At 72.5% G+C, this 26,259-nt stretch carries 27 protein-coding genes; 10 read left to right on the top strand and 17 right to left on the bottom strand.

Annotation, left to right across the window (positions count from 1 at the left end; all coding sequences use genetic code 11):
- Positions 1-96: 96 nt before the first annotated feature.
- From ABZX02_RS08050 to ABZX02_RS08030, 5 genes are all read right to left on the bottom strand, one after another.
- Positions 97-555 carry a DUF2231 domain-containing protein gene (locus tag ABZX02_RS08050; protein ID WP_355296007.1) on the bottom strand — a complete coding sequence of 153 codons (459 nt, stop codon included), beginning with the start codon at positions 553-555 and terminating at the stop codon, positions 97-99.
- A gap of 80 nt (positions 556-635) precedes the next feature.
- Positions 636-818, bottom strand: coding sequence for a hypothetical protein (locus ABZX02_RS08045; RefSeq protein ID WP_355296005.1), 183 nt, complete (start codon positions 816-818; stop codon positions 636-638).
- A complete protein-coding gene (locus ABZX02_RS08040; protein WP_355296003.1) occupies positions 815-1,936 on the bottom strand; it encodes an ANTAR domain-containing protein in 1,122 nt (373 codons plus the stop codon). The genes ABZX02_RS08045 and ABZX02_RS08040 overlap by 4 nt, the downstream gene beginning before the upstream one ends.
- Complete coding sequence (locus ABZX02_RS08035; RefSeq protein ID WP_355296001.1) at positions 1,926-3,890, bottom strand: SpoIIE family protein phosphatase; 1,965 nt, start codon at positions 3,888-3,890, stop codon at positions 1,926-1,928. The genes ABZX02_RS08040 and ABZX02_RS08035 overlap by 11 nt, the downstream gene beginning before the upstream one ends.
- Before the next feature lie 5 nt (positions 3,891-3,895).
- Complete coding sequence (locus tag ABZX02_RS08030) at positions 3,896-4,930, bottom strand: glycosyltransferase (RefSeq protein ID WP_355295999.1); 1,035 nt, start codon at positions 4,928-4,930, stop codon at positions 3,896-3,898.
- Between the two features lie 97 nt (positions 4,931-5,027).
- On the opposite strand from ABZX02_RS08030, the gene ABZX02_RS08025 reads away from it, so the two are divergent.
- The 4 genes from ABZX02_RS08025 to ABZX02_RS08010 all read left to right on the top strand — a co-directional run bounded on the left by ABZX02_RS08025 (position 5,028) and on the right by ABZX02_RS08010 (position 11,526).
- Complete coding sequence (locus tag ABZX02_RS08025) at positions 5,028-7,862, top strand: chemotaxis protein CheB (RefSeq protein ID WP_355295997.1); 2,835 nt, start codon at positions 5,028-5,030, stop codon at positions 7,860-7,862.
- Between the two features lie 61 nt (positions 7,863-7,923).
- Positions 7,924-8,922, top strand: coding sequence for a chemotaxis protein CheB (locus tag ABZX02_RS08020; RefSeq protein WP_355295995.1), 999 nt, complete (start codon positions 7,924-7,926; stop codon positions 8,920-8,922).
- Entirely contained in the window at positions 8,919-9,662 is a 744-nt protein-coding gene (locus ABZX02_RS08015) for an ATP-binding protein (RefSeq protein WP_355295993.1), read from the top strand. Before ABZX02_RS08020 ends, ABZX02_RS08015 begins: the two co-directional genes overlap by 4 nt.
- A gap of 10 nt (positions 9,663-9,672) precedes the next feature.
- Positions 9,673-11,526, top strand: a complete 1,854-nt coding sequence (locus tag ABZX02_RS08010) for a CheR family methyltransferase (protein ID WP_355295991.1) — start codon at positions 9,673-9,675, stop codon at positions 11,524-11,526.
- On the opposite strand, the gene ABZX02_RS08005 is transcribed toward ABZX02_RS08010, so the two are convergent.
- From ABZX02_RS08005 to ABZX02_RS07990, 4 genes are all read right to left on the bottom strand, one after another.
- Positions 11,523-11,936, bottom strand: coding sequence for an STAS domain-containing protein (locus tag ABZX02_RS08005; RefSeq protein WP_355295989.1), 414 nt, complete (start codon positions 11,934-11,936; stop codon positions 11,523-11,525). The two genes, ABZX02_RS08010 and ABZX02_RS08005, sit on opposite strands and share 4 nt — an antisense overlap.
- A 68-nt stretch (positions 11,937-12,004) precedes the next feature.
- On the bottom strand, positions 12,005-12,796 hold the full coding sequence (locus tag ABZX02_RS08000) for an MBL fold metallo-hydrolase (protein WP_355295988.1): 792 nt from the start codon (positions 12,794-12,796) through the stop codon (positions 12,005-12,007).
- A 28-nt stretch (positions 12,797-12,824) separates the two neighbouring features.
- Complete coding sequence (locus ABZX02_RS07995; RefSeq protein ID WP_355295986.1) at positions 12,825-13,994, bottom strand: zinc-dependent alcohol dehydrogenase; 1,170 nt, start codon at positions 13,992-13,994, stop codon at positions 12,825-12,827.
- The gene (locus ABZX02_RS07990; protein WP_355295984.1) at positions 13,991-14,401 is read right to left on the bottom strand and encodes a hypothetical protein; all 411 of its coding nucleotides are present in this window, start codon (positions 14,399-14,401) and stop codon (positions 13,991-13,993) included. Before ABZX02_RS07990 ends, ABZX02_RS07995 begins: the two co-directional genes overlap by 4 nt.
- Between ABZX02_RS07990 and ABZX02_RS07985 the strand changes: the two genes are divergently transcribed.
- The 3 genes from ABZX02_RS07985 to ABZX02_RS07975 all read left to right on the top strand — a co-directional run bounded on the left by ABZX02_RS07985 (position 14,392) and on the right by ABZX02_RS07975 (position 15,239).
- Positions 14,392-14,451, top strand: coding sequence for an SWIM zinc finger family protein (locus ABZX02_RS07985; protein ID WP_355296714.1), 60 nt, complete (start codon positions 14,392-14,394; stop codon positions 14,449-14,451). The two genes, ABZX02_RS07990 and ABZX02_RS07985, sit on opposite strands and share 10 nt — an antisense overlap.
- A gap of 95 nt (positions 14,452-14,546) precedes the next feature.
- Positions 14,547-14,789 carry an acyl carrier protein gene (locus ABZX02_RS07980; RefSeq protein ID WP_355295983.1) on the top strand — a complete coding sequence of 81 codons (243 nt, stop codon included), beginning with the start codon at positions 14,547-14,549 and terminating at the stop codon, positions 14,787-14,789.
- A gap of 99 nt (positions 14,790-14,888) precedes the next feature.
- Entirely contained in the window at positions 14,889-15,239 is a 351-nt protein-coding gene (locus tag ABZX02_RS07975) for a DUF4383 domain-containing protein (protein ID WP_355295981.1), read from the top strand.
- A 117-nt stretch (positions 15,240-15,356) separates the two neighbouring features.
- Here the strand turns inward: ABZX02_RS07975 and ABZX02_RS07970 are convergent, their stop codons facing one another.
- From ABZX02_RS07970 to ABZX02_RS07950, 5 genes are all read right to left on the bottom strand, one after another.
- On the bottom strand, positions 15,357-15,989 hold the full coding sequence (locus ABZX02_RS07970; RefSeq protein WP_355295980.1) for a DUF3618 domain-containing protein: 633 nt from the start codon (positions 15,987-15,989) through the stop codon (positions 15,357-15,359).
- The gene (locus ABZX02_RS07965) at positions 15,965-16,384 is read right to left on the bottom strand and encodes a phage holin family protein (protein ID WP_355295978.1); all 420 of its coding nucleotides are present in this window, start codon (positions 16,382-16,384) and stop codon (positions 15,965-15,967) included. The genes ABZX02_RS07970 and ABZX02_RS07965 overlap by 25 nt, the downstream gene beginning before the upstream one ends.
- Positions 16,371-17,030, bottom strand: a complete 660-nt coding sequence (locus tag ABZX02_RS07960; protein WP_355295976.1) for a hypothetical protein — start codon at positions 17,028-17,030, stop codon at positions 16,371-16,373. Before ABZX02_RS07960 ends, ABZX02_RS07965 begins: the two co-directional genes overlap by 14 nt.
- A 394-nt stretch (positions 17,031-17,424) precedes the next feature.
- A complete protein-coding gene (locus ABZX02_RS07955) occupies positions 17,425-20,016 on the bottom strand; it encodes a LuxR C-terminal-related transcriptional regulator (RefSeq protein ID WP_355295974.1) in 2,592 nt (863 codons plus the stop codon).
- 54 nt (positions 20,017-20,070) lie between these two features.
- The gene (locus ABZX02_RS07950) at positions 20,071-20,295 is read right to left on the bottom strand and encodes a hypothetical protein (RefSeq protein WP_355295973.1); all 225 of its coding nucleotides are present in this window, start codon (positions 20,293-20,295) and stop codon (positions 20,071-20,073) included.
- 146 nt (positions 20,296-20,441) lie between these two features.
- Here ABZX02_RS07950 and ABZX02_RS07945 point away from each other — a divergent pair, with 146 nt between their 5' ends.
- From ABZX02_RS07945 to ABZX02_RS07935, 3 genes are read left to right on the top strand one after another with little or no spacing between them, the layout of a single operon-like run.
- Positions 20,442-21,443 (top strand): hypothetical protein, encoded by a 1,002-nt coding sequence (locus ABZX02_RS07945; protein ID WP_355295971.1) that lies wholly within the window; start codon positions 20,442-20,444, stop codon positions 21,441-21,443.
- Complete coding sequence (locus ABZX02_RS07940; protein ID WP_355295969.1) at positions 21,440-22,144, top strand: hypothetical protein; 705 nt, start codon at positions 21,440-21,442, stop codon at positions 22,142-22,144. The genes ABZX02_RS07945 and ABZX02_RS07940 overlap by 4 nt, the downstream gene beginning before the upstream one ends.
- A complete protein-coding gene (locus ABZX02_RS07935) occupies positions 22,141-23,448 on the top strand; it encodes an MFS transporter (RefSeq protein WP_355295967.1) in 1,308 nt (435 codons plus the stop codon). Before ABZX02_RS07940 ends, ABZX02_RS07935 begins: the two co-directional genes overlap by 4 nt.
- On the opposite strand, the gene ABZX02_RS07930 is transcribed toward ABZX02_RS07935, so the two are convergent.
- Genes ABZX02_RS07930 through ABZX02_RS07920 form a run of 3 tightly spaced genes read right to left on the bottom strand, consistent with a single transcriptional unit; the run spans position 23,414 to position 26,244 of the window.
- Positions 23,414-23,863 carry a potassium channel family protein gene (locus ABZX02_RS07930; RefSeq protein WP_355295965.1) on the bottom strand — a complete coding sequence of 150 codons (450 nt, stop codon included), beginning with the start codon at positions 23,861-23,863 and terminating at the stop codon, positions 23,414-23,416. The two genes, ABZX02_RS07935 and ABZX02_RS07930, sit on opposite strands and share 35 nt — an antisense overlap.
- Before the next feature lie 32 nt (positions 23,864-23,895).
- Complete coding sequence (locus tag ABZX02_RS07925; RefSeq protein WP_355295963.1) at positions 23,896-24,381, bottom strand: DUF1269 domain-containing protein; 486 nt, start codon at positions 24,379-24,381, stop codon at positions 23,896-23,898.
- 36 nt (positions 24,382-24,417) lie between these two features.
- Positions 24,418-26,244, bottom strand: coding sequence for a glycoside hydrolase family 15 protein (locus ABZX02_RS07920; RefSeq protein ID WP_355295961.1), 1,827 nt, complete (start codon positions 26,242-26,244; stop codon positions 24,418-24,420).
- Positions 26,245-26,259 lie beyond the last annotated feature (15 nt).

Raw genomic sequence — 26,259 nt, 5'->3', positions numbered from 1 at the left:
CCTGGTCGTGGATGAGCGACTTGGCTGTGGACGAGCAACCTGGTTGTGGACGAGCCACCCGAAGCTCGTGCCGCGAACTCGGCAAGGACGAGCTGCTCAGGCCGTGCGCAGCGACCCGGGCCGGCCGTCCTCGTCGGCGGCCGGTCGTCCGGCCAGGTCGACGCCGAGCCAGCCGCTGAACCCGGCCACGAGCAGCCCCGCCCAGGAGGCGGCGAGCGCGGGCCAGGCCGGCTGCCACCCCTCGACGCCCAGCCGCAGCACCCAGCTCAGCGCGAACAGCGCGAGCACGCCGCCGTCGGCCACCGCGTGCAGCAGGTCGGCCCGCCGCACCTCGTCCGGCGAGGCGAACGCGCGGTCCATCCACCCGACGGACGCCGTGACGACGCCGAGCAGCAGGCCCGCCGCGATCAGGTGTCCCGCCGCGGCGGAGAAGCCGGGGTGGCCGGTGACCAGGTGCAGCGCGTCCACCGCGGCGGACGCGCCCAGCAGGCAGAGGGGCAGGACGACGAGGAGCGGGTGCACCGACCGACCCGCGAAACGAACGCGACTGCGCATGCGAGGTTCCTCCCGAAGCCAGGACCGGCCTCTGGCTTACCCCGCGCCGCCGCGATCAACCCTCGAGTCCGGCTGGAGTCTCAGCCCCGGTCCGGGTCGTCGCCCGCCGAGTAGTCGGCGATGCCGACGTTGCCGGTCGGCGGGGCCTCGGGGTGCGCCGAACCGGAGTCGCTGCGACCGGGGGTCGTGTCCTCGCGGTTCTCGTCGTCCTCGGCCAGCGATCCCCTGCTGACGTCCTCGTACTCGGGCTCAGGTCGTGTCATGACTGGCGGCTACCCCCGCCTTCGGATGGCAAACGGTCGGCCAGCTCGCCGTGGCGCGTCACGAGGGTGGTGGCGACCTCGACGAGTTTGACGTTGAGGTCCTGCGAGGTCCGGCGCAGCAACGCGAACGCCTCGTCGGCGTCGATGCCCTGGCGGTTCATCAGGATGCCCTTGGCCTGGCCGATGATGTCGCGGGTGGCGATCGCCTGGCGCAGCTGGGCCGTGTGCAGGAGGGCGACCTCTGCGGTCTTCACGTGCGCGAGCGCGAGCGAGGCGTGCGTGCCCAGCAACAGCGCGGCGTGGCGGTCGGTCTCGTCGATGCTCGCCGGCTCGCTGGTGTAGATGTTCAGCGCGCCGCCGGCGGTGTCGTCGCCCGCCGCCATGATCTCGGTGGCCAGCACGCCCACGAGCCCGTGGGCGACGCAGGCGGCGGAGAACTCGGGCCACCGCCGGTCGCCCCGGAGGTCCGCGCCGACGACGTAGCCGGGTCCGTCCGGCAGCGCCGCGTCCACGCAGGGGCCGCGGCCCGTGCGGTACTGGACCTCGTCCAGCGCGGTGGCGACGGCGTCGGTCTCGACCGGCGTCACGAACCTGCCCTCCTGGTCGCGCAGGGTCACGCTGACGACCTCCGCCGCGGGCACGACGTGCCGGGTGGCGAGCACGACCTGGCGCAGGGCGTCGGCGACCGTGGTGGTCGCCAGCAACGTCCTGGTCAGCTCCTCGAACCGCGGGATCAGGTCGTCCACCCGCCGGTCCGCAGCCGCCGGGGAAGACCCCCGCAGTGCGGAGTCGAGGTCGCCGAACCTCGCGAGCAGCGGCTCCGCCGTCTCCAGCACCCGTGCCACGGCACCGCCCTCGTCGACGACGAGCGCGCAGCGGACGCCCCGGTCGGCCTGCGCCCTGGCGAAGGCGCCGAGGTTGCGGACACCGGAGGCCGTCAGGTGCCCGAGGTGGCGCAGGTCGAGGACGACGACCTCCGGCGGTGGCACGGCGGTGGCCGCGTCGTCCAGGACGCGCAGCGCGGCGGTCGTGTCCAGCTCGGCCGCCGGGGAAGGCTGAGCACCAGCGACCGCTCGGTGCTCGCGGAGGACTGATCGGCTCGTGAGGTCATGAGTCACCGCCCGGGTGCAGTGGTGCGGTCCGGTGGTCGAGGCCGACGAGGGTCAGGACCACGTCGGCCGGGGAGGCGACGGGAGCGACCAGGTGCAGCTCCGTGCCGTTGGCGCGGTGCCCGGCGCGCAGGCGGTGCAGGACCGACACCCCGGCGCTGGCCAGCAGCGTGACGCCGGTGAGGTCGACCGTGAGCGAGCGGGTGCCCGTGAACCCCGCCGTGTGCACGGCCCGTTCGAGCTGGCGCGCGGTCGAGGTGTCCACGGGGCCGGTGACGCCGATGCAGGGCCCCGGCGCGTCGGGCCGGTCCTGCACCACCAGCGGCAGGTCCGGCACCAGGCCGCGTTCCGAGAAGCCGAAGCCGAGGTCCTGCGCGGTGAGCAGGCGCGTGGGCCGGCGCGTCCCGTGGCGCACCACGGACGTCGTCCCGCCGGTGCCGTGCTCGATGTGGAACTCGTCGACCATCTGCGCGGTGATCTGCAGCCCGAGGCCCCGGTCCGCGCTGGAGCGGGGCTCGCGCCACCGACCCTGGTCGGCCACCTCCACCTGGACCTGACCGCGGTCGGTGAGCCGTGCCCGCACGGTGAACTCGTGCACCGGCGGCAAGTCGAGGTAGGCGTGCTCCACCGCGTTCGTGACGAGCTCCATGACCGCGTGCCGCAGCGCGTCCAGGTCGGCGGCGCCGAGGTGGAGGCCGGTGAGCCAGTCCTCGAGCTCCTGGCGCGCCGACGGCATCGACTCCGCCTCGGCCCGGTAGCTCCGGTGCAGCTCGGCCGGTCGGGGCACCAGCTGGGCGGCGAGCAGGACGATGTCGTCCAGGTGCCCGGTCTCCCTGGTCAGCAGTTCGACGGTCTGGTCGCACACGCGGTCGGCGGCCAGTGGCTGGTGGCCGGGGAACGCCCGGTCCGCGGCCGCGGCCGCGGCGGTGCGCGCGAGCTCGACGGTGCTCTCCGCCAACGACCTGCCGGGCCGTTCCAGGACACCGTCGGTGTAGAGCAGGAGCAGATCGCCCTCGCGAAGCCTCTCCCGCACCACCGGCGGCTCCAGGACCGCGTCGGCGATGCCGAGCGGCCGGTCGCCGGTGGTGTCGAGGAACCTCGCGTCGCCGGAGGAGGGGACGAGCAGCGGCGGCGGGTGCCCGGCGGCGGCGTACTCGAGGTCTCCGGTGCCGAGGTCGAGCGCCGCCACGCACACCGTGGCGGCGCGGGCGGCGGGGACCCGGAGCGCCACGGCGTCGGCGGAACGGACGGCCTCCCGCACGTCGCCGGTGGCCGTGAGGCGTTCGGTGAGCACGACGCCGAGCTGTCCCATCGTCGCGGAAGCGGCGACGCCGTGGCCGACGACGTCGCCCACCACCAGGCCCAGCCTGCCGCCGGGCAGCGCGAAGGCCTCGAACCAGTCCCCGCCGGCGGCGGTGTCCGCCTGCGCCGGCAGGTAGCTCGCGGCGACCTGCACACCGGGCAGCAGCGGCACGCTCGACGGCAGCAGCTCCCGTTGCAGGGCGTCGAGACCGTCGCGCGCCTCGGCGTAGCGGCGTTCGGCGCGGTCCGTCCGCTGCCGGTCGCCACGGCGTTGCAGCACCCGGTCGGTGATGTCGACCGCGTCCACGATGAGACCGTCCACCCGGCCGTCGGGACCGCGGGTGGGGGTGAGGTTCCAGTCGACGTAGGACTCCCTGCGCTTGCCGGAGCCCGGCCGCAGCGATTCGGCCCGGCCGGTGGCGTACACCCGGTCCGCGATCTCCCCGAGCTGCCGGCCCACCCCCTCGGCGAACGCTTCCTGCAACGTCATCCCGACCAGTTCCGCCCGACCGGTCCACGCGCGGTAGGCGCCGGTGGCGGCGACGATCCGGTGCTCGGGACCGGAGAAGGCGACCACCATGAGCGGCATCAGGTCGAACACCCGGCGCACGACCTCCGCCGCACCGGGGCTCCCGCTTCCTCCCGCGTGGCGTTCGACCACCGGCGTCAGCCGGCCGACGCGTCTGCGCGGCGGTCCGCGAGACCCGAGTACAGGCGCTCGACGCACCGGCCCACGACGGACCAGCTGTGCCGGGCCTGGACGCGGTCCACGGCGGCGATCCCGCAGAACTCCCGGAACACCTCGTCCTTGAGCACGTCGCGCAGCTTCCGCACCAGCTGCTTCACCCCGTGCGGCGCGACCAGCGCCCCCGTCACGCCGTCGACGACGGCGTCCGCGAGGCCACCGACCTCGGTGGCCACCACCGGTACACCGCACGCCATCGCCTTCAGCGGGGCGTCGTGCCACCACGCGTGCCGGGGTGCGAACACGGCCAGGTCGGCGGACCTCAGCAGCGCGGGCAGGCGGCGGACGTCCGGGCTCAGCACGCGCACGCGGTCCTGCACGCCGAACTTGCGCGCCCACGCCTTCAGCCGTTCCGCGTGGTTCGCGGCCGGCACCTCGGCGACCACCAGGTCGGTGTCGTCCAGCCACGACAGTGCCGCGACCAGGTCGGCGACACCGTCGTGCGGTGCCGTGTCCGCGACCGCGACGAGCCGGTGGCGGGAGGTGCGCGGTGCGGACTCGCCCTGCGGCCGGAAGACGGCGGTGTCGACACCGCGCGGCGCCACGACGATCGAGGACCGCGGGATCCCCGCGGCGGCGAGGTCGAGGACCTCCTGCTCGCAGCTCGCGACGACGAGCGCCGCCTCCTTGCCGATCAGGCGTTCGACGGTCAGCTGGTCGCGGTCCGCCCCCAGGCCGTGGAACGTCTGCACCACCGGCAGGCCGAGCCGTTGCGCGGCGAGCACGGAGGCAAGCCCGGCCTCCCAGGAGTGCGCGTGCACGACGTCCGGCGGGGTCCGAGCCCACTCCGCGCGCAGCGACTCGACGAACTCGCCGAGCGCTGTGGTCGTCTCGGCGGCGGGACGGAGGTGCACGACCACGTCGTGCCGCAGTGCCTTCAGGGCAGCGGAGAGACCGGCGACGTGGTCGTTCTGCCAGGCGGGCAAGTCGCGGGTCGACACCATCGCGATCTTCATCGGTCCCCTCTCGGCACGGCCGTCTCCGGTCGGCGCGTTTCGGTCCCCCAATCAGGTAGGCGTGCCCTGGGCCACGCGGGCTGAAACACTCGACGACGTGAACCCCGACGCCGCGCGCTATCGCGCCGTGCTGATCGGCGCCTCCCTCGGCGGCGCGGAGGCCCTGCAGGTCCTGCTCGGCGGGCTGCGCACGGACCTGCCCGCGCCCGTCGTGGTCGCCCAGCACCTCGGGCCGGGGGTCAGCCACCTCCCCACGATGCTCGGCCGGGTCTCGCGGCACCCGGTCGCGTGGGCCGAGGACGGGCAGGACCTCGTCGCGGGGCGCGTGTACCTCTGCCCGGGACGCACGCAGGTCCGGCTGGAACCGGACGGCACGCTGACCGTGCAGCCCATGCCCGGCAGGTCCTCGCTGGGCCAGGTCGACGAGCTGTTCCTCTCCGCCGCGAACTCCCTGGGACCGCAGGTGCTCGCCCTGGTGCTCACTGGTCTCGGCAGCGACGGCACGGCGGGCGCGCAGGCCGTGCGGGAGGCCGGCGGCACGGTGGTCGTGCAGGACGAGGCCACCGCGACGGCGTTCGGCATGCCCTCGGCGGTCATCGCGGCGGGCGCGGCCGACCTGGTCCTCCCCTTGGGAGAGCTGCCGGACCTGCTGGACCGGGTCGTCGGGTCCGGCCGTCCGGTGCCCACGCCCGCCGTGCGCGCCAGCGAGGCCATGTTCGCCGGGGGCGGGCAGCTCGGCCGGCTGATGAGCACCGTCGACTGGGGTGCCACCTCGCTCGGCCCGGTCGACCGCTGGCCGGTCGTGCTGCGCGAGGTCCTGGCCGTGGTGCTGAGCAACCCGGTGCCGATGGACCTGATGTGGGGACCGGACCTGCTGCAGCTCTACAACGACGCCTACAGCGAGATCATCCGCGAACGCCACCCCGACGCGCTGGGGCGGTCGGTCTTCCAGGTCTGGCCGGACGCGGCCACGACGTTCGGCCCGGTGCTGCGGCAGGTCCTCGACACCGGGACGGCCGTGCGCCTGGTCGACCAGTCGTTCGTGGTGAACCGGAAGGGGTTCCTGGAGGAGGTGTTCGCCACCGTCGCGTACAGCCCGGTCCGCGACGACGGCCGGGTCGCCGGCGTGCTCGCCACCCTGGTCGAGACGACGGAGCAGGTCCGCACCGCCCGGCGCCTCGACACCCTGCACCGCCTCGCCGCCACCGCGCGCCAGGCCGGGGTCACCACGTCCGACAACGAGGTCTGCCAGTGGCTGGTGCGCGCGCTGGAGGCAAACCCGCAGGACGTCCCGTTCGCCCTGGTCTACCTCGTCGAGGGACGCGGCGAACGAGCCCACCTCGCCGCCTCGACCGGGCTGGCCGCCGACAGTCCCGCGCTGGACCAGCTGGTCACGGCCGGCCGGGCGTCGGTGTGGCCGCTGCACGCCTGCCTGCGCGAGGCCGCACCGCAGGTGGTGGAGGACCTCGCCACCCGGTTCCCCGACCTGGTGTCCGGGACCTGGGCCGAACCACCGCACACGGCGGTCGTGCTGCCGGTGGGCCCGGTCCGCGACGGCGCGCCCGCGGCCCTGCTCGTGCTCGGCGTGAACTCCCACGCCCCGCTGGACGAGAACTACCACCAGTTCTTCGACCTCGTCGCGGAACGGGTGGCGGCGACGCTGACCGCGGCGCGGATCCACCGCGAGCAGCAGCGGCAGGTGGCCGCGCTCGGCGAGCTCAACCGCGCCAAGACCACGTTCTTCGCCAACATCAGCCACGAGTTCCGCACACCGCTGACGTTGTTGCTGCTCCCGCTGGAGGAACAGCTCGTCACGCTGCCTCCCGAACACCTCGACACCGCGCGGATCGCCCACCGCAACGCGATCCGCCTGCTGCGGCTCGTCAACACGCTGCTGGCGTTCGCCGAGCTGGAGGAGGGCCGCGCGGCGCCGTCGCTGGAGGACGTCGACGACCTCGCCGCCCTGACCGCGGAACTCACCGAGGTGTTCCGCCCCGCCGTCGAACGGGCCGGGCTGCGGCTGGAGGTCGACTGCCCACCGCTCGGCCGCCCGGTGCGACTGGACCCGGTCACCTGGCAGACCGTCGTGTTGAACCTGCTGTCCAACGCGCTCAAGCACACGTTCACCGGCTCGATCACCGTCGTGCTGCGCGCCCAGCGCAGCCACGTCGAGCTCGCGGTGACCGACACGGGCACGGGCATCGACAACGCCGAGATCCCGCACCTGTTCACCCGCTTCCACCGCGTCGAGGGCGCGAAGTCGCGCAGCCGGGAGGGGTCGGGCACCGGGCTGGCGCTGGTCCGGCAGCTCGTGTCGTGGCACCACGGCAGCATCCGGGTCCGGAGCGTGCCGGACGCCGGCAGCACGTTCACCGTGTGGCTGCCGTTCGTGCAGCCGCACCACCTGCGCGAGAGTGCCGCCCGCGTCCGGCCGGACACGGCGGCGCACGTGCGGCAGGCCTTCGCGGAGGAGGCCGAGTCCTGGCTGGTCGGCGACTCGTCCCCGGACGGGTCGGTGCGACCGGGGAACCGCCCCAGTGTGCTGGTCGTCGACGACAACCCCGACATGCGCAACTACCTGCGGCACCTGCTGCAGGAGCACTACGACGTCCACACGGCCGGCGACGGCGAGGAGGCGCTGGTCCGGCTCGCCGGCCACCGGGTGGACCTCATCCTCAGCGACGTCGTGCTCCCGCACCTCGACGGGCTGCGGCTCATCGAGCACGTCCGCGCCGACCCCGCGCTGCGCGCCACCCCGATCATCCTGCTGACCGCGCTCGGCACCACGTCGCAGACGTTGCGGGGCCTCGCCACAGGAGCGCACGACTACCTGGTCAAGCCGTTCGCCGCCAAGGAGTTGCTGGCCCGCGTCGAAGCGCAGCTCGCGCTGCGCCGGGTCCGCGACGCCGCGGCCGAACGACCGGCCACCTGAACGTGTCGCGTCACCCGCACGGGGTATCCGCCCCGAAACCACGGCAGTGAGGAGCTGCTCGGTGCACAGGGATCTGGTGGTCGTCGGCGCCTCCGCCGGCGGGGTCGAGGCGTTGCGGACGTTCGTGTCCCAGCTGCCCGACGACCTCTCCGCCGCGGTGGTGGTCGTGCTGCACCTGCCCGCGGGCGGCACGTCGGCCCTGCCCGCCATCCTGGCCCGGTGCACCGGCCTCCCGGTGGTGCCGGTGCGGGACGGCACGCCCCTCGAACGGGGCCGTGTCCACGTCGCTCCGCCGAACCACCACACCGTGGTCCAGGACGGGGTGCTGCGGCTGTCCAGGGGTCCGACGGAGAACGGGCACCGACCGGCGGTGAACGTGCTGTTCCGCTCGGCCGCGCTGGCGGCGGGTCCCGCCGTGGTCGGGGTGGTCCTGTCCGGGACGCTGGACGACGGCACCGCTGGGATGGCCGCGATCAAGAACAGGGGCGGCCTGACCCTGGTGCAGGCACCCGAGGACGCGCTCTACTCCGGTATGCCGGACAGTGTGCTGCGGCACGTGGACGTCGACCACGTCGGACCCGTGGCCGACCTGGGCGGCGTGGTCGCCCGCTGCGTCGGTGACGACGTGGACGCCGAGGCCGCTCCGGCCCCGGAGGTCCTGCGATTGGAGGTCGAGGTGGCCGGAGACGACGCGGGAGCGGGCTTCGGCGACATCCCCCGGCACGGCCGGACCACGACGCTCACCTGTCCGGACTGCTCGGGTTCACTCGTGGAGCTGCCCGCGCAAGGGGGCCAGTACCGGTGCCTGGTCGGCCACGGCTGGACGCCGGAGGCACTGCTCGACGCGTACGACGGCGGGTTGGAACGCGCGTTGTGGATGGCCTTGCGCACGCTGGAGGAGAAGACGTCCCTCGCCCGGCGGATGGCCTCGCAGGCCCGCCAGGCGGGGCGCGAGCACGTCGCCCGGCGCTACGACGACCAGGAGGCGGAGGCGCTGGCCGCCGCCGATGTCCTGCGCAAGCACCTGCTGGGGCCGCTGCGCGAGGAGGCGGAAGCATGACCGACGTCCGCATCGCCACGACCGAGCTAGACGGCGTGGTCGTGGCGACGCCCGTCGGCACTCTCGACCTGGCGTCGTACGCGTCGTTGCGCGACGGGCTGCTCAAGCAGGCGGCGAGCACACCGCCCGCGCTCGTGGTGCGGCTCGGCCCGGACTTCGTCGCGGCCAGCCGGTCCATGCTCTCCGTCTTCGCGACGGTCTGGATGAGGATCTCGCAGTGGCCGGACATCCCGCTGGTGCTCGTCGCCGAGACCGACCTGCACAAGCACGAACTGAAGCGGAGCGGCGTGTCCCGGCACGTGGTCACCACGCCGGACCTCGCCTCGGCGCTCGCCCGCGCCGCGGAACCCCCGCCCCGCCGCTACCGCCGCGTGGACCTGCCGAACTCCCTGGTCGCCGCGCTGCTGGCGCGCGACGAGGTGCGCAACGCGTGCGAGGAGTGGCACCTGCCCGCCCTCCTCGACGACGCGCTCGTGGTGGTCAGCGAACTCGTCGAGAACGCGATCCGGCACGGCCGCACCGACTCCGTGCTGCGCATCGAGCTGCGTCCCACCGGCCTGTCGATCGCGGTCCGCGACGACAACCCCGTTCCCCCGGTGCTCACCGCCTCGCAGCCGGGTGTTCCGGGGCACCGCGGCCTGGAGTTGGTCGAGAAGATCTGCGTCGCCTGGGGCACGACCCCGCACTCCGACGGGGGCAAGATCGTGTGGGCCGTGCTGGGACTGAGGCGGGGACGGTAGGTTTGCGCTCGTGAACGACCGCCACCCGGCCCCCGACCACGACTTCGAGGAAGTGCTCCTCTACCTCAAGGAGTCGCGCGGCTTCGACTTCACCGGCTACAAGCGCACGAGCCTGCAACGGCGCGTGCGACACCGCATGAGCCAGGTCGGCATCGAGAACTACGCCGACTACATCGACCAGCTGCAGGTCAACGCGGACGAGTTCAGCTCCCTGTTCAACACCATCCTGATCAACGTGACGGGGTTCTTCCGCGACACCGAGGCGTGGGCGTACCTGCGCGAGGACGTCATCCCCGCGCTGCTGGCCGAACGCGGGCCAGACGACCCGATCCGGGTGTGGAGCGCCGGGTGCGCGTCCGGTGAGGAGGCCTACAGCCTCGCGATCGCCCTCGCCGAGGCGCTCGGCACCGACCGCTTCCGGCAGCAGGTGAAGATCTACGCCACCGACGTGGACGACGAGGCGCTGACCCAGGCCCGGCTCGCGAGCTACGGCGAGCGCGACCTGCAGGCTCTCGCCCCGGAGCTCACCGGCCGGTACTTCGAGCAGCAGAACGGCCGCTACGTCTTCCGCAAGGACCTGCGCCGCTCGATCATCTTCGGCCGCAACGACCTCGTGCAGGACGCCCCGATCTCGCGGATCGACCTGCTGGTGTGCCGCAACACGTTGATGTACTTCAACCAGGAGACCCAGACCAAGATCCTCGGCCGGTTCCACTTCGCGCTCGTGCCCAAGGGAGTGCTGTTCCTGGGCAAGGCCGAGATGCTGCTGAGCCACAGCCGCATCTTCGACCCCATCGACCTCAAGCGGCGCATCTTCCGCAAGGCGCCCAACGGGATCGGCAACCCCGGCAGCTTCGTCTCCCACCAGATGGTGCCCGACCGCAGGGTGGACGTCGCGGGCATCGACGAGCTGCGTCAGCACGCGTTCTCCGCGAGCCCGGTCGCCCAGGTGGTGGTGACCGCGGACGACGTGGTGGCGCTCGCGAACCAGCAGGCGCAGACGACCTTCGGGCTGACGGCGAAGGACGTCGGCAAGCCGTTGCGCGACCTCGACCTGTCCTACCGCCCGGTCGAGCTGCGCGGGTACGTCGAGCAGGCCCGCCTGGAGCGCAAGTCGTTGCGCGTCAAGGACGTCGAGTGGCTGCGGGCGCCCGGCGAGTCGCTCTGGTTCGAGGTCCACGTCAATCCCTTGATCAGCGCCGACAACACCCTCCTGGGCGTGTCCGTGGTGTTCCACGACGTGACGTCCGCGCGCCGGCTGCTCGAGGACCTCGAGTTCGCCAACCGCCAGCTCGAGTCGGCCTACGAGGAGCTCCAGTCCACCAATGAGGAACTGGAGACCACGAACGAGGAACTCCAGTCCACGGTGGAGGAACTGGAGACCACCAACGAGGAGCTCCAGTCCACCAACGAGGAACTGGAGACGATGAACGAGGAGCTGCAGTCGACCAACGACGAGCTCCAGACCATCAACGACACCCTGCGCGAGCGCAGCTCCGAGCTGGACCAGGTCAACGAGTTCCTGGAGTCCATCCTCACCTCGCTGCGCGCCGGCGTGGTCGTGCTCGACCTGCAGATGCGGGTGCTCGCCTGGAACCGCGGCGCCGAGGAGTTGTGGGGCGTGCGCCGCGACGAGGCGGAGGGCGAGCACCTGCTCAACCTCGACATCGGGCTGCCGGTGGCCGACCTCCGGCCGATCGTGCGCTCGGCGCTGACCGACCCCGCGTTCATCGACGAGGTCAAGTTGACCGCGGTGAACCGGCGCGGGCGCGAGGTCGTCATCCGCGTGGTGTGCAGTTCCCTGCGCGGCAACGGCGGCGAGCCCGGCGGCGCGATCCTGGTGATGGAGCAGCAGAACGGCTAGGCGCCGGTCTCCCGCACTCCGGCCTGCCCACGCCCAGGCAGGCCGTGCAGCGCGACCAGTGCATCGGACCGCGCGGTGAACAGAGCGAGTTCCCGGTCGACGCCGGTCATCGCGAGCGGCCGCAGCACGGCGGGCTGATCGGCGACGACCGCGACGGGAACACCGTCCACCTGGGCCCTCTCCTGCACGGTCAGCAGGAGGTTGATGCCGGAGGAGGCGAAGAAGCTCACCGCACGGAGATCCACGGCGAGTCCGGCCGGGGCCCGGTCGAGCACCTTCAGCGCCTCGGCAAGCGGTTCGTCGGCGGTCATCATGTCGACCTCGCCCGCCAGTTCGAGCACGACGACCTCGCCGTCCTCGACGACGCGGGTGCTCAGCACGTCCGACGAGTCGTCGAACGGGTGCTTCATCGCCTGCTCCTCTCGGCCGACCGCCACGCTATTCCCGTTCCCCGGAGGGCACAACCGCAATCAGGCCGTCACAGCGGCAGCGCGACCGTCTCGCCGCGTGCGACCACTCGGACGTGGGACCCGGCCAGGCGTCGTGCGGCCGCTGAGGTGAAGTCCGACAGCGGTGACTTCATGACGCCGTACTCCTCGTAGTGCACGGGCACCGTGGTGCCTGGGTCGAGGAGCTCCACCAGGTCCGCGCCCTGCTCGCCGTCCATGGTGAGCAGCACGCCCAGGACCTTGGTGCCGCCGAGGTGCACGACGGCGAGGTCGATGCCGTCGAAGCGGTCGCGGATCTCCCGCAGTTCGGGGTGCACGAGGGTGTCGCCGCTCAGGTAGACGCGGAACGGGAGCACCCCCGCCGCCTCCCGGTACTCGAGCATCGTGCCCATCACGGGAGGCAGCAGGTGGCGCAGCGGTCCCAGCGCGTGCCAGCCCGGCAGCGACGTGATCGTCAGCTTCGCCGCTCCCCTGCTCAGCGCGACCGTCTCCCACGTGCGCAACGGCGCCGCCTCGCGGAAACCCCGCCGGGACAGCCGCTTCGCCGCGTGCGGGGTGGTGAACACGGGCAGGTCGCGGGCGAGCTCGCGGCTCGCCACCCGGTCGAAGTGGTCGCCGTGCAGGTGGGACAGGACCACTCCGTCGAGGTCCGGCAGGTCCGCGATCTCGATCGCGGGATCGCGGAGCCGGCGCGACACGATGCCCTGGCCGATGTGCGTCCACTGTCCTTTGTGGAGGAAGTTGGGGTCGGTCAGCACCGTGAACGGCCCCAGCCGGAGCACGGTGGTGGCATTGCCCACGAAGTGCAGCGAGCCGGTCATGTCCCGTCCTCTCCGAGCCGTGGTCGCGTCACGGCCGGAAGACCGCGCGAGTGCAGTCGTCTTCCTTCTTCTTGAACAGGTCGTAGCCCCGCGCACCTTCGCTGAGCGGCATGACGTGGGTCGCCAGGTGGTCCGTCCTGAGCTCGCCGGACGCGATGCGGTCCAGCAGCATCGGGATGTAGCGCTGGCCGTGCTGCTGGGCCCCGCGAACGGTGAGGCCCTTGTTCATCAGCGCGCCCAGCGGGAACTTGTCGACCACGCCGGTGAAGACGCCGAGGACGAACACCGATCCGCCCTTGCGGCAGTTGTAGATCGCCTCGCGCACCGCGATCGGGCGGTCCATCTCCAGCTTCAGCTTGCTCTTCACCTGGTCGTACACGTACTGCGGGCCCGTCGAGTGCGCTTCGCAGCCCACGGCCTCGATGCACACGTCGGGACCCCGTCCACCGGTAGCGTCCAGCAGGGCGTCGCCCACGGACGTCTCGGCGTAGTTGACCGTCTCCACGCCGAACACCGACTCCGCCTGCCGCAGCCGGTAGTCGAAGCGGTCGACGACCAGCACGCGCTCGGCGCCGAGGAGCTGGGCCGCGCGGGCCGCCATCTGCCCCACCGCCCCGGCACCCCACACGGCGACGACGTCGCCCGGCTTGACCCCGCCGAGGTCGGCGCCCATCCAGCCGGTCGCCGCGGAGTCGGACGTGAACAGGGCGCTCATGTCGTCCACGGCCTCGGGAACCGGGATCGCGGTGTGGTCCGCGAAAGGCACGCGCACGTACTCGGCGTGGCTGCCGCGGAAGCCGCCCATGGCGTGCGAGTAGCCGAAGATGCCGCCGGGGTCGGAACCCCACAGGTGCTGGGTGATCGCCGGGTTGGTGTTCGTGTTGTCGCACAACGAGTACAGCTCGTTGCGGCAGTACCAGCACCGGCCGCAGACGATGAACGAGCACACCACCACGCGATCGCCCGGCCGGTGCTTCGTGACGCCGGCGCCGACCTCGACGACCTCGCCCATGAACTCGTGGCCGATCACGTCGCCCGCCTGCATGAACGGGATGTGCCCGGTGAGCAGGTGCAGGTCCGAGCCGCACACGGTGCTCAGGCCGACCTTGAGGATCAGGTCCTGGTCGTTCAACAGCTCCGGATCGGGAACGTCCTGCACGCGGACGTCGTTGATCCCCTCCCAGCACAACGCCTTCACAGCCTGCCTCCTCCTGCCGCACGGTTCGTCACCAGTCCGAGCGCCTTGCCCAGCGGTCCCGGATGGGTGGGCGCGGTGTCGGGCCGGACCACCTCACCGGCCTCCAGCAGCGCCTTCGCCCGGCGCAACGCGAGCCTGATGTCGTGCGCGGACGTCTCCCCGACTGGCTTCGCCCTGAGCTCGGTGCCCTTGTCGCCCGCCGCGGGCACGATCCGGAGCTCGACGTCGTCGCCCCACCGCGTCAGGTCCTGCGGCAGCGAGGCCTGGACCTCCTCCGGAGACCGGTACACCGTCACGACGAGCCACCGGCCGGTCGCCTGGTCGTCCGGCGTGCGCCGCCGTCGCCTCGCCACGGTGACCGCGGTCGCCACCCCCGCCGCGAGCAACGCTTTTCCTGTTGTGTTCATGTACCTGCCCTCTCTGGGAGCACGAAGGCCGTGGATACCCGTGCGAATGAGGAACAACCGGCCGCGCGGCAAGTTCCTCGACATCGGTTCGGCCGGGTTCGCACGGGTACGACCTCGGTGACGACCAACCCGAAGGAGGCAGACGATGGCCACCGGTGAAACCGGTTTCGACGACGTCACCTACGACCTGATCTCGGTGCAGTACCACGCGCTCAAGGCGGGTCACGACTACGGCCAGTACGTCCGCGACGCGGACAACGCCGGCCGTCAGGACATCGCCGACTTCTTCCGCCGCGTCATGGAGGAGGACTCGGCGAGGGCACGGCAGTGCCACCAGTTCATCAAGGAGCTGTCGGGCTCGGGTGAGTCAGGACCCGCCGTCAGCTGACCCTTCGCCGAGGTCGTGCGCGGCTTCCCGTCCGCCTGGGAACGGGGCGGGCAGCCGGGCTCGACCGAAGCGATTCCCTGCTCCCCACTTGAAGTTCTCATGTCCCGAACCGACCTTGCGGTGCGGACACCGGCGGGCCATGAGTCGCAGACCATGTTGCTGGGCGTCTTCATGGTGTCGATCCTGCACAACATCGTGCACCTGGCGTTCGGCGTCGTCGGGTTCCTCCTGTCCCGCACGGCACAGGGCGCGTACCGATACCTCGTCGGCTGCGGGGTCGTCTACCTGCTGCTGTGGGTGTACGGCCTCGTGATCGACCACGACAGCGCCGCGAACTTCGTGCCGCTCAACACCGCCGACAACTGGCTGCACCTGCTGCTGGGGATCGGCATGATCGGCCTCGGCCTCGCGCTGGGCCGCGGTGCGGGCAAGCGCGCCCGGCACCACTAGAGCGCCGCTGCCCCGGTGATGACGCCCTGGATTGGCAAGAACTCCTAGGCCTAGAAAGCAGAACGCGGATGTGGAGGGGCGAGTCGCGGCAACCGCGGTTCGCCCCTCCACGTGTGCTCATCCCCCGCCGGCTTCGCCGGACACCCGCTGCCCGGACTCTCGGGCGTGACCGCCCACGTCCTGCGCCGCTCCCTTCGCCTCGGTCGCGGAGGTCTGCGCGGCTTCCGAGGCGACCTGCTTCACCTCGCCGGCGGCGTCGCCGACCGAGGACTTCACGTCCTCCTTGAGGTGCTGCGCCGACTCCGCCAAGGCCTCCTTGGCCGGGTCGACCACGTCGCTCAGGCTGTCGGACAGTTGGTGCACGGCCTGGCTTTCCGCGTCCGTGCGCGGCAGGACCGCCGCGAGGAGCAGGCCGCCGCCGAACGCGATGAGACCCGCGGCGAGCGGGCTCCCCTGCGTCTGCCGGGCGACCTGGCGCGGGGCGTCCTGCACCGCGTGCACGGCCTGGTCCGCCCGCTCGGCGACGGCGTGCCTGGCGTCGTGGCCGTGTTCCTGCACGGTCGACGCGGCGTCCGAAGCGGTGCCCATCACCCTCTCCTTCATCGACACGAGTCCCTGCCGCACACCGTTGACACGTCGCCGGGCGATGCTGCGCGGGCTCGTGTGGTCGACGAGCCGGTTGGCGTCGGCGCGCAGTTCGGCACGCGTGACCTCGATGTCACGCCTTATCTGGTCGGGTGTTTCGCCCATTCCGCGTCCTCCTTCAGCGTTTCGACGGTCCGCTCGGGTTTCGGGTTGACGGTGCGCAGCTTCGCGCGCCCGGTGGAGTAGAGGACCGCGCCGGCGATGCCCCAGAGGGCCGCGACGATCAGGGCGGCCCAGCCCAGCGGCATGACCGCACCGAGCGCGAACACCAGCGCGAGGCTGATCAGCACGGTGGTCATGTACCCGGCGAACCCGGCGGCCGCGAGCATCCCGCCCGCCTTGCCCGCCTTCGCCGCCTCCTGCCTGATCTCGGCCTTGGCCAGCTCGAGCTCCTGGCGCATCAGCTTCGACAGGTCACCGGTGAGCTCGCTGACGAGATCTCCCAGCGACGCGTCGTCACCGTCCACTCGGGATGGTGGCGGCATCTCAGGGACCGACATGCGGCACCCCCGAAGGGGGAACGCCGGGCGTCCCGCCCACCGGAACGCCGCCCACCGGCGGGGCTCCGGACGCCACTCCCGGCGAGTACGGCGCTTCGTAACCCGGTGCCAGGTCAGCACGTTCCGACGTCACCGGCACCACGCCGCCCTGCTGCCGCGGCGCTGTGCCACCGCCTCCGGACGCGCTCTTCGCGACGCGTCCGACCAGGAACCCGGCCACCGCGGCGCCCAGCAGGAACGTGCCCGGCTTGCGCCGCGCGTAGTCCCTCGCCGACTCCAGCAGACCCTGCGCTCCCCGTTCGTCGAGGAACCGCGCGGCCTGCCTGCTGGTGTCCGCGGCGCTCTGGATCGCCCCCGCGGACATCGAGTCGCCCGGGGCGTTGCCGGCCATCTCGCCCAGCTCGTCGGCGATGCGCCCGAGCTGTCGTGACACCCGTTGCGCCTGTTCTTCCGCTTCCGCCGCAACGCGGTCCCGCACGTCGCGGACGACGTGCCTGGCCTGGGCCGCGGTCTCGTGGGTCACCTGCGACGCCTGCTCCCGCACGGTGCTGCCCACCTGCTCGGCTGCTTCCTTCGCGTGCTGCGCGACATCGGCGCCCTCTTCGCGGGCCGCCGTGCGCACTCCACCCATCTGGTTCTCGGTCACGGCTGACTCCTCAGCTCGTCGTCGTCGTGTCCTGGCTCAGGAGCTACCCTGGGAAATCCGCCGCAAACGAGACCGGTCGAAGAGAATTCCGCGCCCGGTGGAGCATCGGCACGACGGTGTCGAGCGGCCCTGCCGGACAGCGCGGGAGCCGTGCCCGCCACCGTGACGTCCACGCTCCGCGCGACGAGTTCAAGGCCTGCACCGCCGTGTTCCAGGTCAGCTCTCTGGTCCTGGAGTTCTTGTGTTGCAGCGACTTCCGAGGAGCACCGCGCACGATGACGGTTACTTTCGGTCGACACTGAAGCAATAGCGACAACAAGTCGTTCCGCACGTGACCGGCCGTGCGCAGCCCGCAGCGGCGCACGGCCGGAGGTCAGCGAAGAAGAGCGGAACCTCAGATGAGCCCTAGTCGCCGTGCCGCGAGCACGGCGTCACGGCGCTGGTTCACGCCCAGCTTGCGGTAGATGCCGCGCAGGTGCGTCTTCACCGTGTTGACCGACACGAACAACGAATCGGCGATCTCCTCGGCCGTGCGCATGGACGGCAGTTCGAGGAGCAGGTCGCGTTCCCTGCTCGTCAGCACGTCGGTGGACGCGGTCGACGCGGCGGGCAGCGACGTCATCGTCGTGGTGGCGAACGGTTCGAGCCTGCCGAAGCGACCGGCCCCGCGCGCGAGCAGGTCGCGGACGGGCTTGCCGGCGTTGAAGAACGGCCGCAGGGCGCCGACGGGCTCGGCGGCGGCCAGGGCGCGGGTCACGGCATCGTGCGCGCGCCGCTGGTCGCCCGCGCGGTCGACCAGCACGGCCTCGAGGAGCCAGCCGTCGACGACGGTCGGTGCCGCGAGGGCCGGCAACTCGCCGGACAGCAGTGGTTCGACGACCTTGCGCGCCTGGGACACGCGGGCGTGGTGGGTGTGCACGACGGCGCGCAGAACCGCCTGTTCGCCGCACGGGCCGAACATCGCCTCCACCTGCTCGGGCATCGCCGACGCCCACTGCTCGTCGCCGGACCGCAGCGCGATCCGCTGCACCGCCGGGGCGATGTGCGTGATCACGGGTGGCGTCACGCGCCGGCCGGCGACGTCCCGCCACTGCTCCCGCACCCGGCCCACGACCGCGCGCGGGTCGCCCGCCGTCGCGAACGACACCGCAGCGTCCAAAGTGGACACGGCCAGGCCGGTAGCGGGATCGCGGCGGTCGCCCAGGGCGTGGACCGCACGGCCGGCCAGGTCCGCGGCTCGTTCGTCGTCGAGCCGCAGGTAGGCCTGCACACCGAGCACCGCGTAGGCGAGCGCGCAGACGTGGAGCGACTGCCAGCCCTTCTCCTCGGCGAACTCGAGCGCCTCGCCCGCCTGCCTCGCCGCGGTCAGGATGTCGCCGGACGCGCTGGTCAGGGCCGCCAGGTGGACCTGGCTCTCGAGCACCGCGTGGTCGAACCGCTCCTGCCGGCCGATCTCCGACGCCCGCAGCAGGTCCTGCTCGGCCGCCGGGTGGTCGCCCGACAGCAGCGCCGCCACTCCCCGGTTCAGCAACGCCGCCACCTCGGCGTCGGTGCCGGCACGCTCCGCCGCCGTGCGTGCCATCACCTGCGCCGCCTCGCCCACCCGCGCGTCGAACCGGCCGCGACGCAGCAACGCGGTGGCGTGCAGCACGCGCACCCGTTCCTGGCGCAGGCCGCGCGGCTGGCCGCCCATGCCGGTGAGCACGCGGTCCGCCGCCGCGACGTCACCGGCGTCGAGCGCCACCAGCGCGGCCACGATCCCGACCTGGGGCTGGGCCAGCACGTGCCCCGGCACCGCGTCGACCACCTCGTGCAACCGCCCGCTGCCCTCCCGCAGCACCTCGGGCAGCACCGAGTGCTCGACGATCTCGGCGACCAGCTGGTCGTCCCCTGCCCGCAACGCGTGCCTCAGCGCCACCGCGGGATCGTTGTTGCGGTGGTACCAGTGCGCGGCCGTCTGGTGCAGCGCCGGCTCGTCCGCCGGACGGGACCGTCTCAGTTCCGCGGTCAGGTGCGCCCGCAGCACGGGGTGGCACCGGTACCACTCGGGCTCCTCGTCGAGCCGGCTGACGAACGAGTTCGTGCGCTCCAGGGCGTCGAGCACGACACCGGGACTGCTGTGCCGGGTGAGCGCGCCGGCCAGGTCCGCGCTCATCGTGTCGCACACGCTGGTGACCACCAGCAGGTCCCGCACCCGCTGGGTGTGGCGCGCCAGCACCTCCTCACCGAGGTAGCGGCTCACCACCTGGTCGAGGCCCGCGAACATGAGCAGGTCGTCCGGCCGGGCCGGGGTGGTGGCGAGGCGCATCACCGCGAAGCGCAGCCCGCCGATCCACCCCTCCGTGCGTCTCAGCAGGAGGTCGACGTCGTCGGGCGGGAGGGTGAGGCCGTGCACCGCGAACAGCGCCTCGGTCTCCGCGCGGGTGAAGGCGAACTCGTGCGGCAGGACCTCGCGCAGCCTCCCCTCCAGGTGCAGCCGCGCGAGGTGCAGGGGTGGCGGGAACCGGCCCAGCAGCACGAGCCGCAACCGGTCCGGTGGCTGGCGGGTCAGCAGGTCGATGCTCGCCAGCGCGTCGGGGTCGCGGATCTCGTGCACGTTGTCGAGCACCAGGCACACCGAGGCCGCTGCCCGGTCGAACGCGGCGACGACCGCCGAGGAGAAACCCGGTTCCGCCAACGGGACCGTGCCGGTGAGGGCGAGGGCGTCCCGGACGGCGGCCCGCAGCCGCGCCGGGGTGTTGTCGTGCTCGTCGAGCGTCAGCCACGCCACCCGGTCGTCGCGGCGGCGGGCCCACTCGGCGAGCAGGGTGGTCTTGCCGCACCCGGCCGGTCCGGTGACCACCACGACCGGCGCCGACGCCACCCGCTCGTCCAGTGTGGACAGGAGCCGGTCGCGCGGCACGAGTGGTGTCGCCGCGGTGGGGATGCGCAGTTTCGCCTGGCTGGTCTCGGGACCGGAAGGATCACACTCCGAACTGTCGGACATTGTGCTTTGTCTCCCAATGGTTTTCGCAGGTCATGATCGACTGATCGAACCGCATCACGATGCGGCGCCACATCCGGAGTCCTTGCCCGGAAGGGAGAGCAGGGCGATGCCGCGCCCCAGCACCCCCAGCAGCCGGCCCGCGAACGTCAGCGTCGCGAGCGACTCGGCCGTGCTGGGCGGTGCGCAGTCCTCGTCGTGGCCCGTGACGACCACGGCGAGGAACACCGCCGCGGCGAAGACGACGCGCCGGGAGCGGGCCCGGTTCGGTTGACGGCTCAAGATCGGTCACCTCCACCGCCGACGCTGCTCGCCCGGACACGTGCGCGGCCTCCTCCGCGGCGGGCGGTAGCGGTGCGCCGGTCGGGACGGGGTTCACCTCCGGCGGGTGAGGCAGCGGGCGTGCCGCGCCGAAGAACCTGTGCCCCATGAGCCATCGACTTGCCTTGCGCGACCTCGTCGACGTCGTCCGGCCCGCCCGCCCCGTCGCGTCGGTGTACCTGGGATCGAGTCCGCTGCGGGCGTGGCGGGCCCGCTGGCACCGCCTGGCCGACCAGCTGCACAGCGACGGCGCCGACCCCGAGGTCGTCGACACGGTCGGAGAAGTGCTGCGGCGGGCCAGGTCCACCTACCCGACGGCCGACACGCTGGTCGCGTTCGCCGGGCAGGAGCTCCCGCCGCGGGTGTTCCACACGCCCGGCCTGCGCCACCTGGACCTGGCCTGGTTCAGCTCACCGGCGCACGTCCTGCCGCTGCTCGCCTGGGTGCAGGACCGCCCGCCGCGCGTCGCGGTGACGGCCGGTCGGCGCAGCGCCGAACTGATGTCCGGGGACGAGCGCGTGTCGTTGAGCTACCCGGCGCAGGACTGGCGGCAGGGCGTGCGCTCCGCCGCCGCGGCGTGCGCGGAGATGGTGCTGCGCGGGGAGATCGGGCTGCTGGTGGTCGCCGGGGAGGACGAGGTGGTGGGCGCGTTGTGGGAGGCGCTGCCCACCCCCGTCCGCCGCGACGTCGTCGTCCGCTGGACGGGCCGCGACCTCACGCCGAACCGGATCGCCGCCGAGATCCGCGCGGCCGCCCGGTCGCGGGCCGAGGGCGTGCTGGCGGACTTCAACGACCGGGGCCGTGCGCAGGGCCTCGCCGTCGAGGGCAACGACGACACGCTCGCCGCGCTCGCCGCGGGCCGGCTGGACGACCTCCTGATCGCCCACCCCGAGGACGTCAAGGCCACCGCCTGGTTCGGCGCCGCGCCCACGGACGTCTCGCGCTGCTGGTCGCCGTCGCGCCGCTGCGGCCTGCTCGCGGACGTGGCGATCCGCGCCGCCCTGCTCAGCGGGACGCGGGTGCACGTCGTGCACGCCGCGACCCCGTCCGCCCCGTTCGAGGGCATCGGCGGACTGTGCCGCGTGCCGCTGTCGCTGGTGCGCTCGTGACCGCCGAACTGGTGCCGCTGCGCACCGGCTTCGACGTCGCCTGGCTGGGGTACCGCCGCGACCAGGTCCGGCACTTCGTCGGCGAGACCGAACGCGACTTCGACCTGCTCTGCGCCGACCGCGACGCCGCGGAGGCCAGGGCGGTCTCCCTCGCCCGCACCGTGGAGGCCGTCCGGGAGGAGAACCGCGCGCTGCGCGACCGGATCGACCGCCTCTGCAAGCACCCGCTGTCGCCGGAGGCCGTGGGCGAGCGGCTCCGGCACGCCGTCGACACCGCGCTCGCGGAGGCCGCCGCGATCACCGAACGGGCCAACGCCGTCGAGGGCCACGTCCTCGCGTGCGCCCAGCAGACCCACGCCGAGCACCTCGACCTCCTCGCGACGACGCGCGAGCGGATGGCGCGCCTCGTCCAGGAGGGCGAGGCCCGGCGCCGCGCGCTGGACGAGGCAGCGGCACGGCAGCGGGCGAAGGTGGCCGAGGACTTCGAGATGGCGCTCGCGTTGCGGCGCAAGGAAGCCCTGTGCGAGGCGCGGCAGGTGGAGGAGGCCGCGCGGCAGCGGGCCGAGCAGGTGGTGCGCGAGGCGCGACGACAGGTGGAGGTGCTGCGCGAGCACCGCGACCGGGTGGCGGACGTGCTGCGGACGGTGCACTCGTTGCTGGGGGACGCCGCCGAGCACCTGCGGACGAGGGGGACCGTGTGACGGCGGGCGCGGCGATGAAGGTCCTCCCCCTGGCACTGGCGCAGTTCATCGCCAGCTACGCGGCCACCAACATGAACGTGGCCATCAGCACGATCGCCGACGACCTGGACACCACGATCACCGGCGTCCAGACCACCATCACCCTCTTCACCCTCGTGATGGCGGCGTTGATGGTGCCCGGCAGCAAGCTCACCGACCTGTGGGGCCGCCGGCGGTGCTTCGTGCTGGGTCTCACGATCTACGGCACCGGTGCGCTGCTCGCGGCACTCGCCCCCGGCCCCGGCCTGCTGCTCGTCGGCTACGCCCTGCTGGAGGGCGTCGGCTCGGCGTTGATGATCCCGCCGATCTACATCCTCGTCACCGCGCTCGCCACCGACGCGGCGCAGCGCGCCAAGGGGTTCGGCGCGGTGTCCGGCGCGGGTGGGCTGGGCGCGGCGGCGGGACCGCTGCTGGGCGGCCTGATCACCAGCACCTTCGGCTGGCGGGCGTCGTTCCTGCTGCAGGCGCTGGTGGTGGCGGTGATCATCGTCCTCGCGCGGAACCTGCCGAGGACCGAGCCGGAGGGCGGCCGGTTCGACCTGCTCGGCGCGGTGCTCTCGGGCACCGGCCTGATGCTGGTGGTGATGGGCGTGTTGCGCACCAACGTCAACGGCTGGCAGACGAGCACATGGGTGCTCATCGGGTCCGGCGTCGTGGTGCTCGCGCTGTTCGTGTGGCACATCCACCGGGCGAAGAACCCGTTGTGCGAGCCCAAGTTGTTCCGCGACCGCACGTCCAATCTCGGGCTCGGCACCCAACTCGTGCAGTGGCTGGTGCTGCAGGGCACGTTCTTCGTGCTTTCCGTTCACCTGCAACAGGAGCAGCACCTCACCGCGATCGAGACGGGTCTCGCTTTGCTGCCTGCCACGGTCGGCATGCTCATCACCTCGGCTCTCGCCGGGCGGTTCGCGAAGAGGCACTCGCAACGCACGCTGATCCGCGTGGGCTTCCTGCTGACCATCGCCGGCACGCTCCAGCAGCCGGTCGGGCTGGTGCTGCTGGGCGCCGGCATCGGGATCATGCTGACGGCGTCGGTGAACGTCGTGCAGTCGCGGTGGCCCGACGCCGACCAGGCCGACGTGTCCGGGGTGTCGCGCGCGGTGTCGAACCTGGGGTCCTCGCTCGGCACCGCGCTCGTCGGGTCGGTCCTGACCGGCGCGGGGCACCCCTACCGCGCGGCGCTCACGCTGCTGGTGCTGTTCTCGGTCGCGGGGCTGGGTTTCGCGTTGTTCATCCGGCGCGACGGCGAACCGCGGCGAGGATGACCTGCAGCGCCACGCCCACCAGCAGCAGGTTGCCGATCATCTGCACGGTGACCAGCACGCGGGCCGCGGTGGAGACCGGCACGATGTCGCCGAACCCGACCGTCGAGAACACCGTGACGACGAAGTACAGCGCGTCGGTGCGGCTCAGCGCCGAGGTGAAGCCGCCCGGCTGGTGCCGGGCGAGCAGGAAGACCGCCTGGGCGAACACCAGCAGGAACAGCGGCACCACGAGGGCGAGCGCCTGCACGCCCTGCCAGCCGGGGTGCGCGGCACGTCCGATCGCCCGGACCTGCCACCAGAGGACCAGCGCCACCAGCACGACGGCGGAGACCAGCCGGAGGACGGTGTACCCGTCCTCCGGCTGGTCCATCGGCAAGCGGTAGTAGACCAGCACCATCACCCCGACAGTCGCCACCGGTCGCACCACCGCCCACGTCACCCCGCGGCTCAAGAGGTGAACGTCTCCTTGAGCACCTTCTCCTGCTCGACCGACAGGTTCGTCGTGAGCAGCTCGGCCCCGGTCTGCTTGAACTGCTCCGCCACGCGGTCGACGACCGCGTGCTCGGACATCACGAACAACGCCGACGTGCCCGGCGTGACGCTCTCCCGGACGTCGTCGATGAAGTCGTCGTCGATGCCCACCCTGGACAACGACCCGGCCAGCGCCCCGACGCCGGCGCCGATCGCCGCGCCCAGCACCGGGACGAAGAAGATCAGCCCGAAGAGCAGGCCCCAGAACGCCCCGCCGAGTGCTCCCGCGCCGGTGAGCTTGCCGAGCTCCTTGGTCTTCGGTCGTTTCGCATCGGCCTCCCAGTAGACGTAGGCGGTGTCGCGGATGGTGATCAGCTGCTGGTCCTGGAGTTTCCGCAGCAGGTCGAGCGCCTGACGCGCTCCGTCGGAGGAGTCGAACTTCCACACGGTCAAAGTGGCCATGGCCGACACTGTGCGAGAGAGGTCGGCCGCGAGTCCTCACCCACGAGGGGTGAGCCGGGCGTCGAGGGTGACGGCGGCGTTCACGAGGGCGAGGTGCGTGAACGCCTGCGGGAAGTTGCCGAGCTGCTCCCCCGTCAGTGCCATCTCCTCGGCGAAGAGCCCGAGGTGGTTGCCGTAGGTCAGCATCTTCTCGAACACCAGCCGCGCCTCCCCCGCCCGTCCGGACAGGGCCAGCGCGGTGACGTAGTCGAAGGTGCACAACGAGAAGGTGCCCTCCGAACCGCGCAGCCCGTCCGGCGCCGCCTCGGTGTCGTAGCGCAGCACGAGGCTGTCGCGCACGAGCGGTTCCATCGCGGCCAGCGCGTCGAGCCACACCGGGTCGTGCGGTGCCACGAACCCGACCTGCGGCAGCCGCAGCAACGACGCGTCCAGCGCCGACGAGCCGTACCGCTGCACGAACGCGCCGGTCTTCCGGTCCCAGCCGCGTTCCCACACCTGCCCGTAGATCCGGTCGCGCACCGAACGCCAGCGCTCCACCGGTCCCGGACGTCCTTCCGCCGCGGCGATGCGGATCGCGCGGTCGAACGCGACCCAGCTCATCACCCGGCCGTAGGTGAAGTCGGCGCGGCCCGACCGCGTCTCCCAGATGCCCTCCTCGGGCTGGTCCCAGTTGTGCGCCAGCCACTCCAGCTGTTCCACCACCGCGTGCCATCCCCGGTGCGAGATCCGCACGCCGGCCAGGTGCGCGGCGTACACGCTGTCGAGGAGCTCGCCGTGGATGTCGAGCTGGAGCTGCCCCGCGGCGCCGTTGCCCACGCGGACGGGGAACGAACCCCGGTAGCCCTCGAAGTGCTCGAGCACCTGCTCGCCGAGGTCCGCGGACCCGTCCACCGCGTACATCACCTCGAGCGGCCCGCCCTCCTCGCAGCGCGCCGTCAGCCAGCGTCCGAACGCCGTCGCCTCGGACGTGAACCCCAGGCGCAGCAACGACGACACGGCGAACGAGGCGTCGCGGATCCACGTGTACCGGTAGTCCCAGTTGCGCTCGCCGCCGAGCTGCTCGGGCAGACCGGCGGTCGGTGCCGCGAGCAACGCCCCGGACGGCGCGTAGGTCAGCAGCTTCAACGTGATCGCGGACCGGTCGACGGCCTCGCGCCAGCGGCCGGTGTAGGTCGACTGGGCGAGCCAGCCGTGCCAGAACCCGACCGTGGCCTCGAACAGCTCGCGCGCCTGGAACGGCGTGACGGCCCGGGGCGGGCCCGCGGCGCCGGTCTCCAGCACGACGCCGCGGGCCTCACCCTCGGCGAGCGGCACCGTCGCGTGCAGGTCCTGGGTGGAGGTGAGCCCGCCGGCCGCCAGGCGGGGGTCGCCCGGTTCGCGCACGGCGTGCACCACCAGGCTCAGGGAGCCGCAGTCGAAGACCACCCCGTCCTCGGTGGCCCGGGCCCGGTGCGCCCGCCTGCCGTAGTCGAACCGCGGGGCCACGTCGAGCTCGAACGTCATCCGCCCGCGCACGCACCGCACGATCCGGACCAGGCGGTGCCGGTCGGTGGCGTCCTCGTCCGGCAGCGGGGGCATGAAGTCCACGACCTCGCCGGTGCCCTCCTCCGTCATGAACCGGGTGATCAGCACGGCGGAGTCGGGGAAGTAGAGCTGGCGTCCCGGCCCGGTGTGGCCGGCGGGCCGGATGCGGCAGAAGCCGCCGCGGTGGCGGTCGAGCAGCGAGGCGAACACCGAGGCCGAGTCGGCGCGCGGGCTGCAGAACCAGTCGACGGTGCCGTCGGTGGCCACGAGCGCGGTCGTCTGCAGGTCGCCGATGAGGCCGTGGTCGGCGATCAGCGGGTACTGGGGTGGTGTGGTCATGCGACCGAGACTTCG

This window comes from Lentzea sp. NPDC003310, from assembly GCF_040610935.1.
GTDB lineage: Bacteria > Actinomycetota > Actinomycetes > Mycobacteriales > Pseudonocardiaceae > Lentzea.
Note: the sequence above shows the minus strand (reverse complement) of the source record. Positions and strands in the feature narration are given on the sequence as shown.

What these genes read in the sequence shown, in the direction of transcription:
- ABZX02_RS08050 (WP_355296007.1), bottom strand. Translation starts at nt 555, where the DNA reads ATGCGCAGTCGCGTTCGTTTCGCGGGTCGGTCGGTGCACCCGCTCCTC.
- ABZX02_RS08045 (WP_355296005.1), bottom strand. Translation starts at nt 818, where the DNA reads ATGACACGACCTGAGCCCGAGTACGAGGACGTCAGCAGGGGATCGCTG.
- ABZX02_RS08030 (WP_355295999.1), bottom strand. Translation starts at nt 4,930, where the DNA reads ATGAAGATCGCGATGGTGTCGACCCGCGACTTGCCCGCCTGGCAGAAC.
- ABZX02_RS08015 (WP_355295993.1), top strand. Translation starts at nt 8,919, where the DNA reads ATGACCGACGTCCGCATCGCCACGACCGAGCTAGACGGCGTGGTCGTG.
- ABZX02_RS08005 (WP_355295989.1), bottom strand. Translation starts at nt 11,936, where the DNA reads ATGAAGCACCCGTTCGACGACTCGTCGGACGTGCTGAGCACCCGCGTC.
- ABZX02_RS08000 (WP_355295988.1), bottom strand. Translation starts at nt 12,796, where the DNA reads ATGACCGGCTCGCTGCACTTCGTGGGCAATGCCACCACCGTGCTCCGG.
- ABZX02_RS07990 (WP_355295984.1), bottom strand. Translation starts at nt 14,401, where the DNA reads ATGAACACAACAGGAAAAGCGTTGCTCGCGGCGGGGGTGGCGACCGCG.
- ABZX02_RS07980 (WP_355295983.1), top strand. Translation starts at nt 14,547, where the DNA reads ATGGCCACCGGTGAAACCGGTTTCGACGACGTCACCTACGACCTGATC.
- ABZX02_RS07975 (WP_355295981.1), top strand. Translation starts at nt 14,889, where the DNA reads ATGTCCCGAACCGACCTTGCGGTGCGGACACCGGCGGGCCATGAGTCG.
- ABZX02_RS07970 (WP_355295980.1), bottom strand. Translation starts at nt 15,989, where the DNA reads ATGGGCGAAACACCCGACCAGATAAGGCGTGACATCGAGGTCACGCGT.
- ABZX02_RS07965 (WP_355295978.1), bottom strand. Translation starts at nt 16,384, where the DNA reads ATGTCGGTCCCTGAGATGCCGCCACCATCCCGAGTGGACGGTGACGAC.
- ABZX02_RS07955 (WP_355295974.1), bottom strand. Translation starts at nt 20,016, where the DNA reads ATGTCCGACAGTTCGGAGTGTGATCCTTCCGGTCCCGAGACCAGCCAG.
- ABZX02_RS07945 (WP_355295971.1), top strand. Translation starts at nt 20,442, where the DNA reads ATGAGCCATCGACTTGCCTTGCGCGACCTCGTCGACGTCGTCCGGCCC.
- ABZX02_RS07925 (WP_355295963.1), bottom strand. Translation starts at nt 24,381, where the DNA reads ATGGCCACTTTGACCGTGTGGAAGTTCGACTCCTCCGACGGAGCGCGT.
- ABZX02_RS07920 (WP_355295961.1), bottom strand. Translation starts at nt 26,244, where the DNA reads ATGACCACACCACCCCAGTACCCGCTGATCGCCGACCACGGCCTCATC.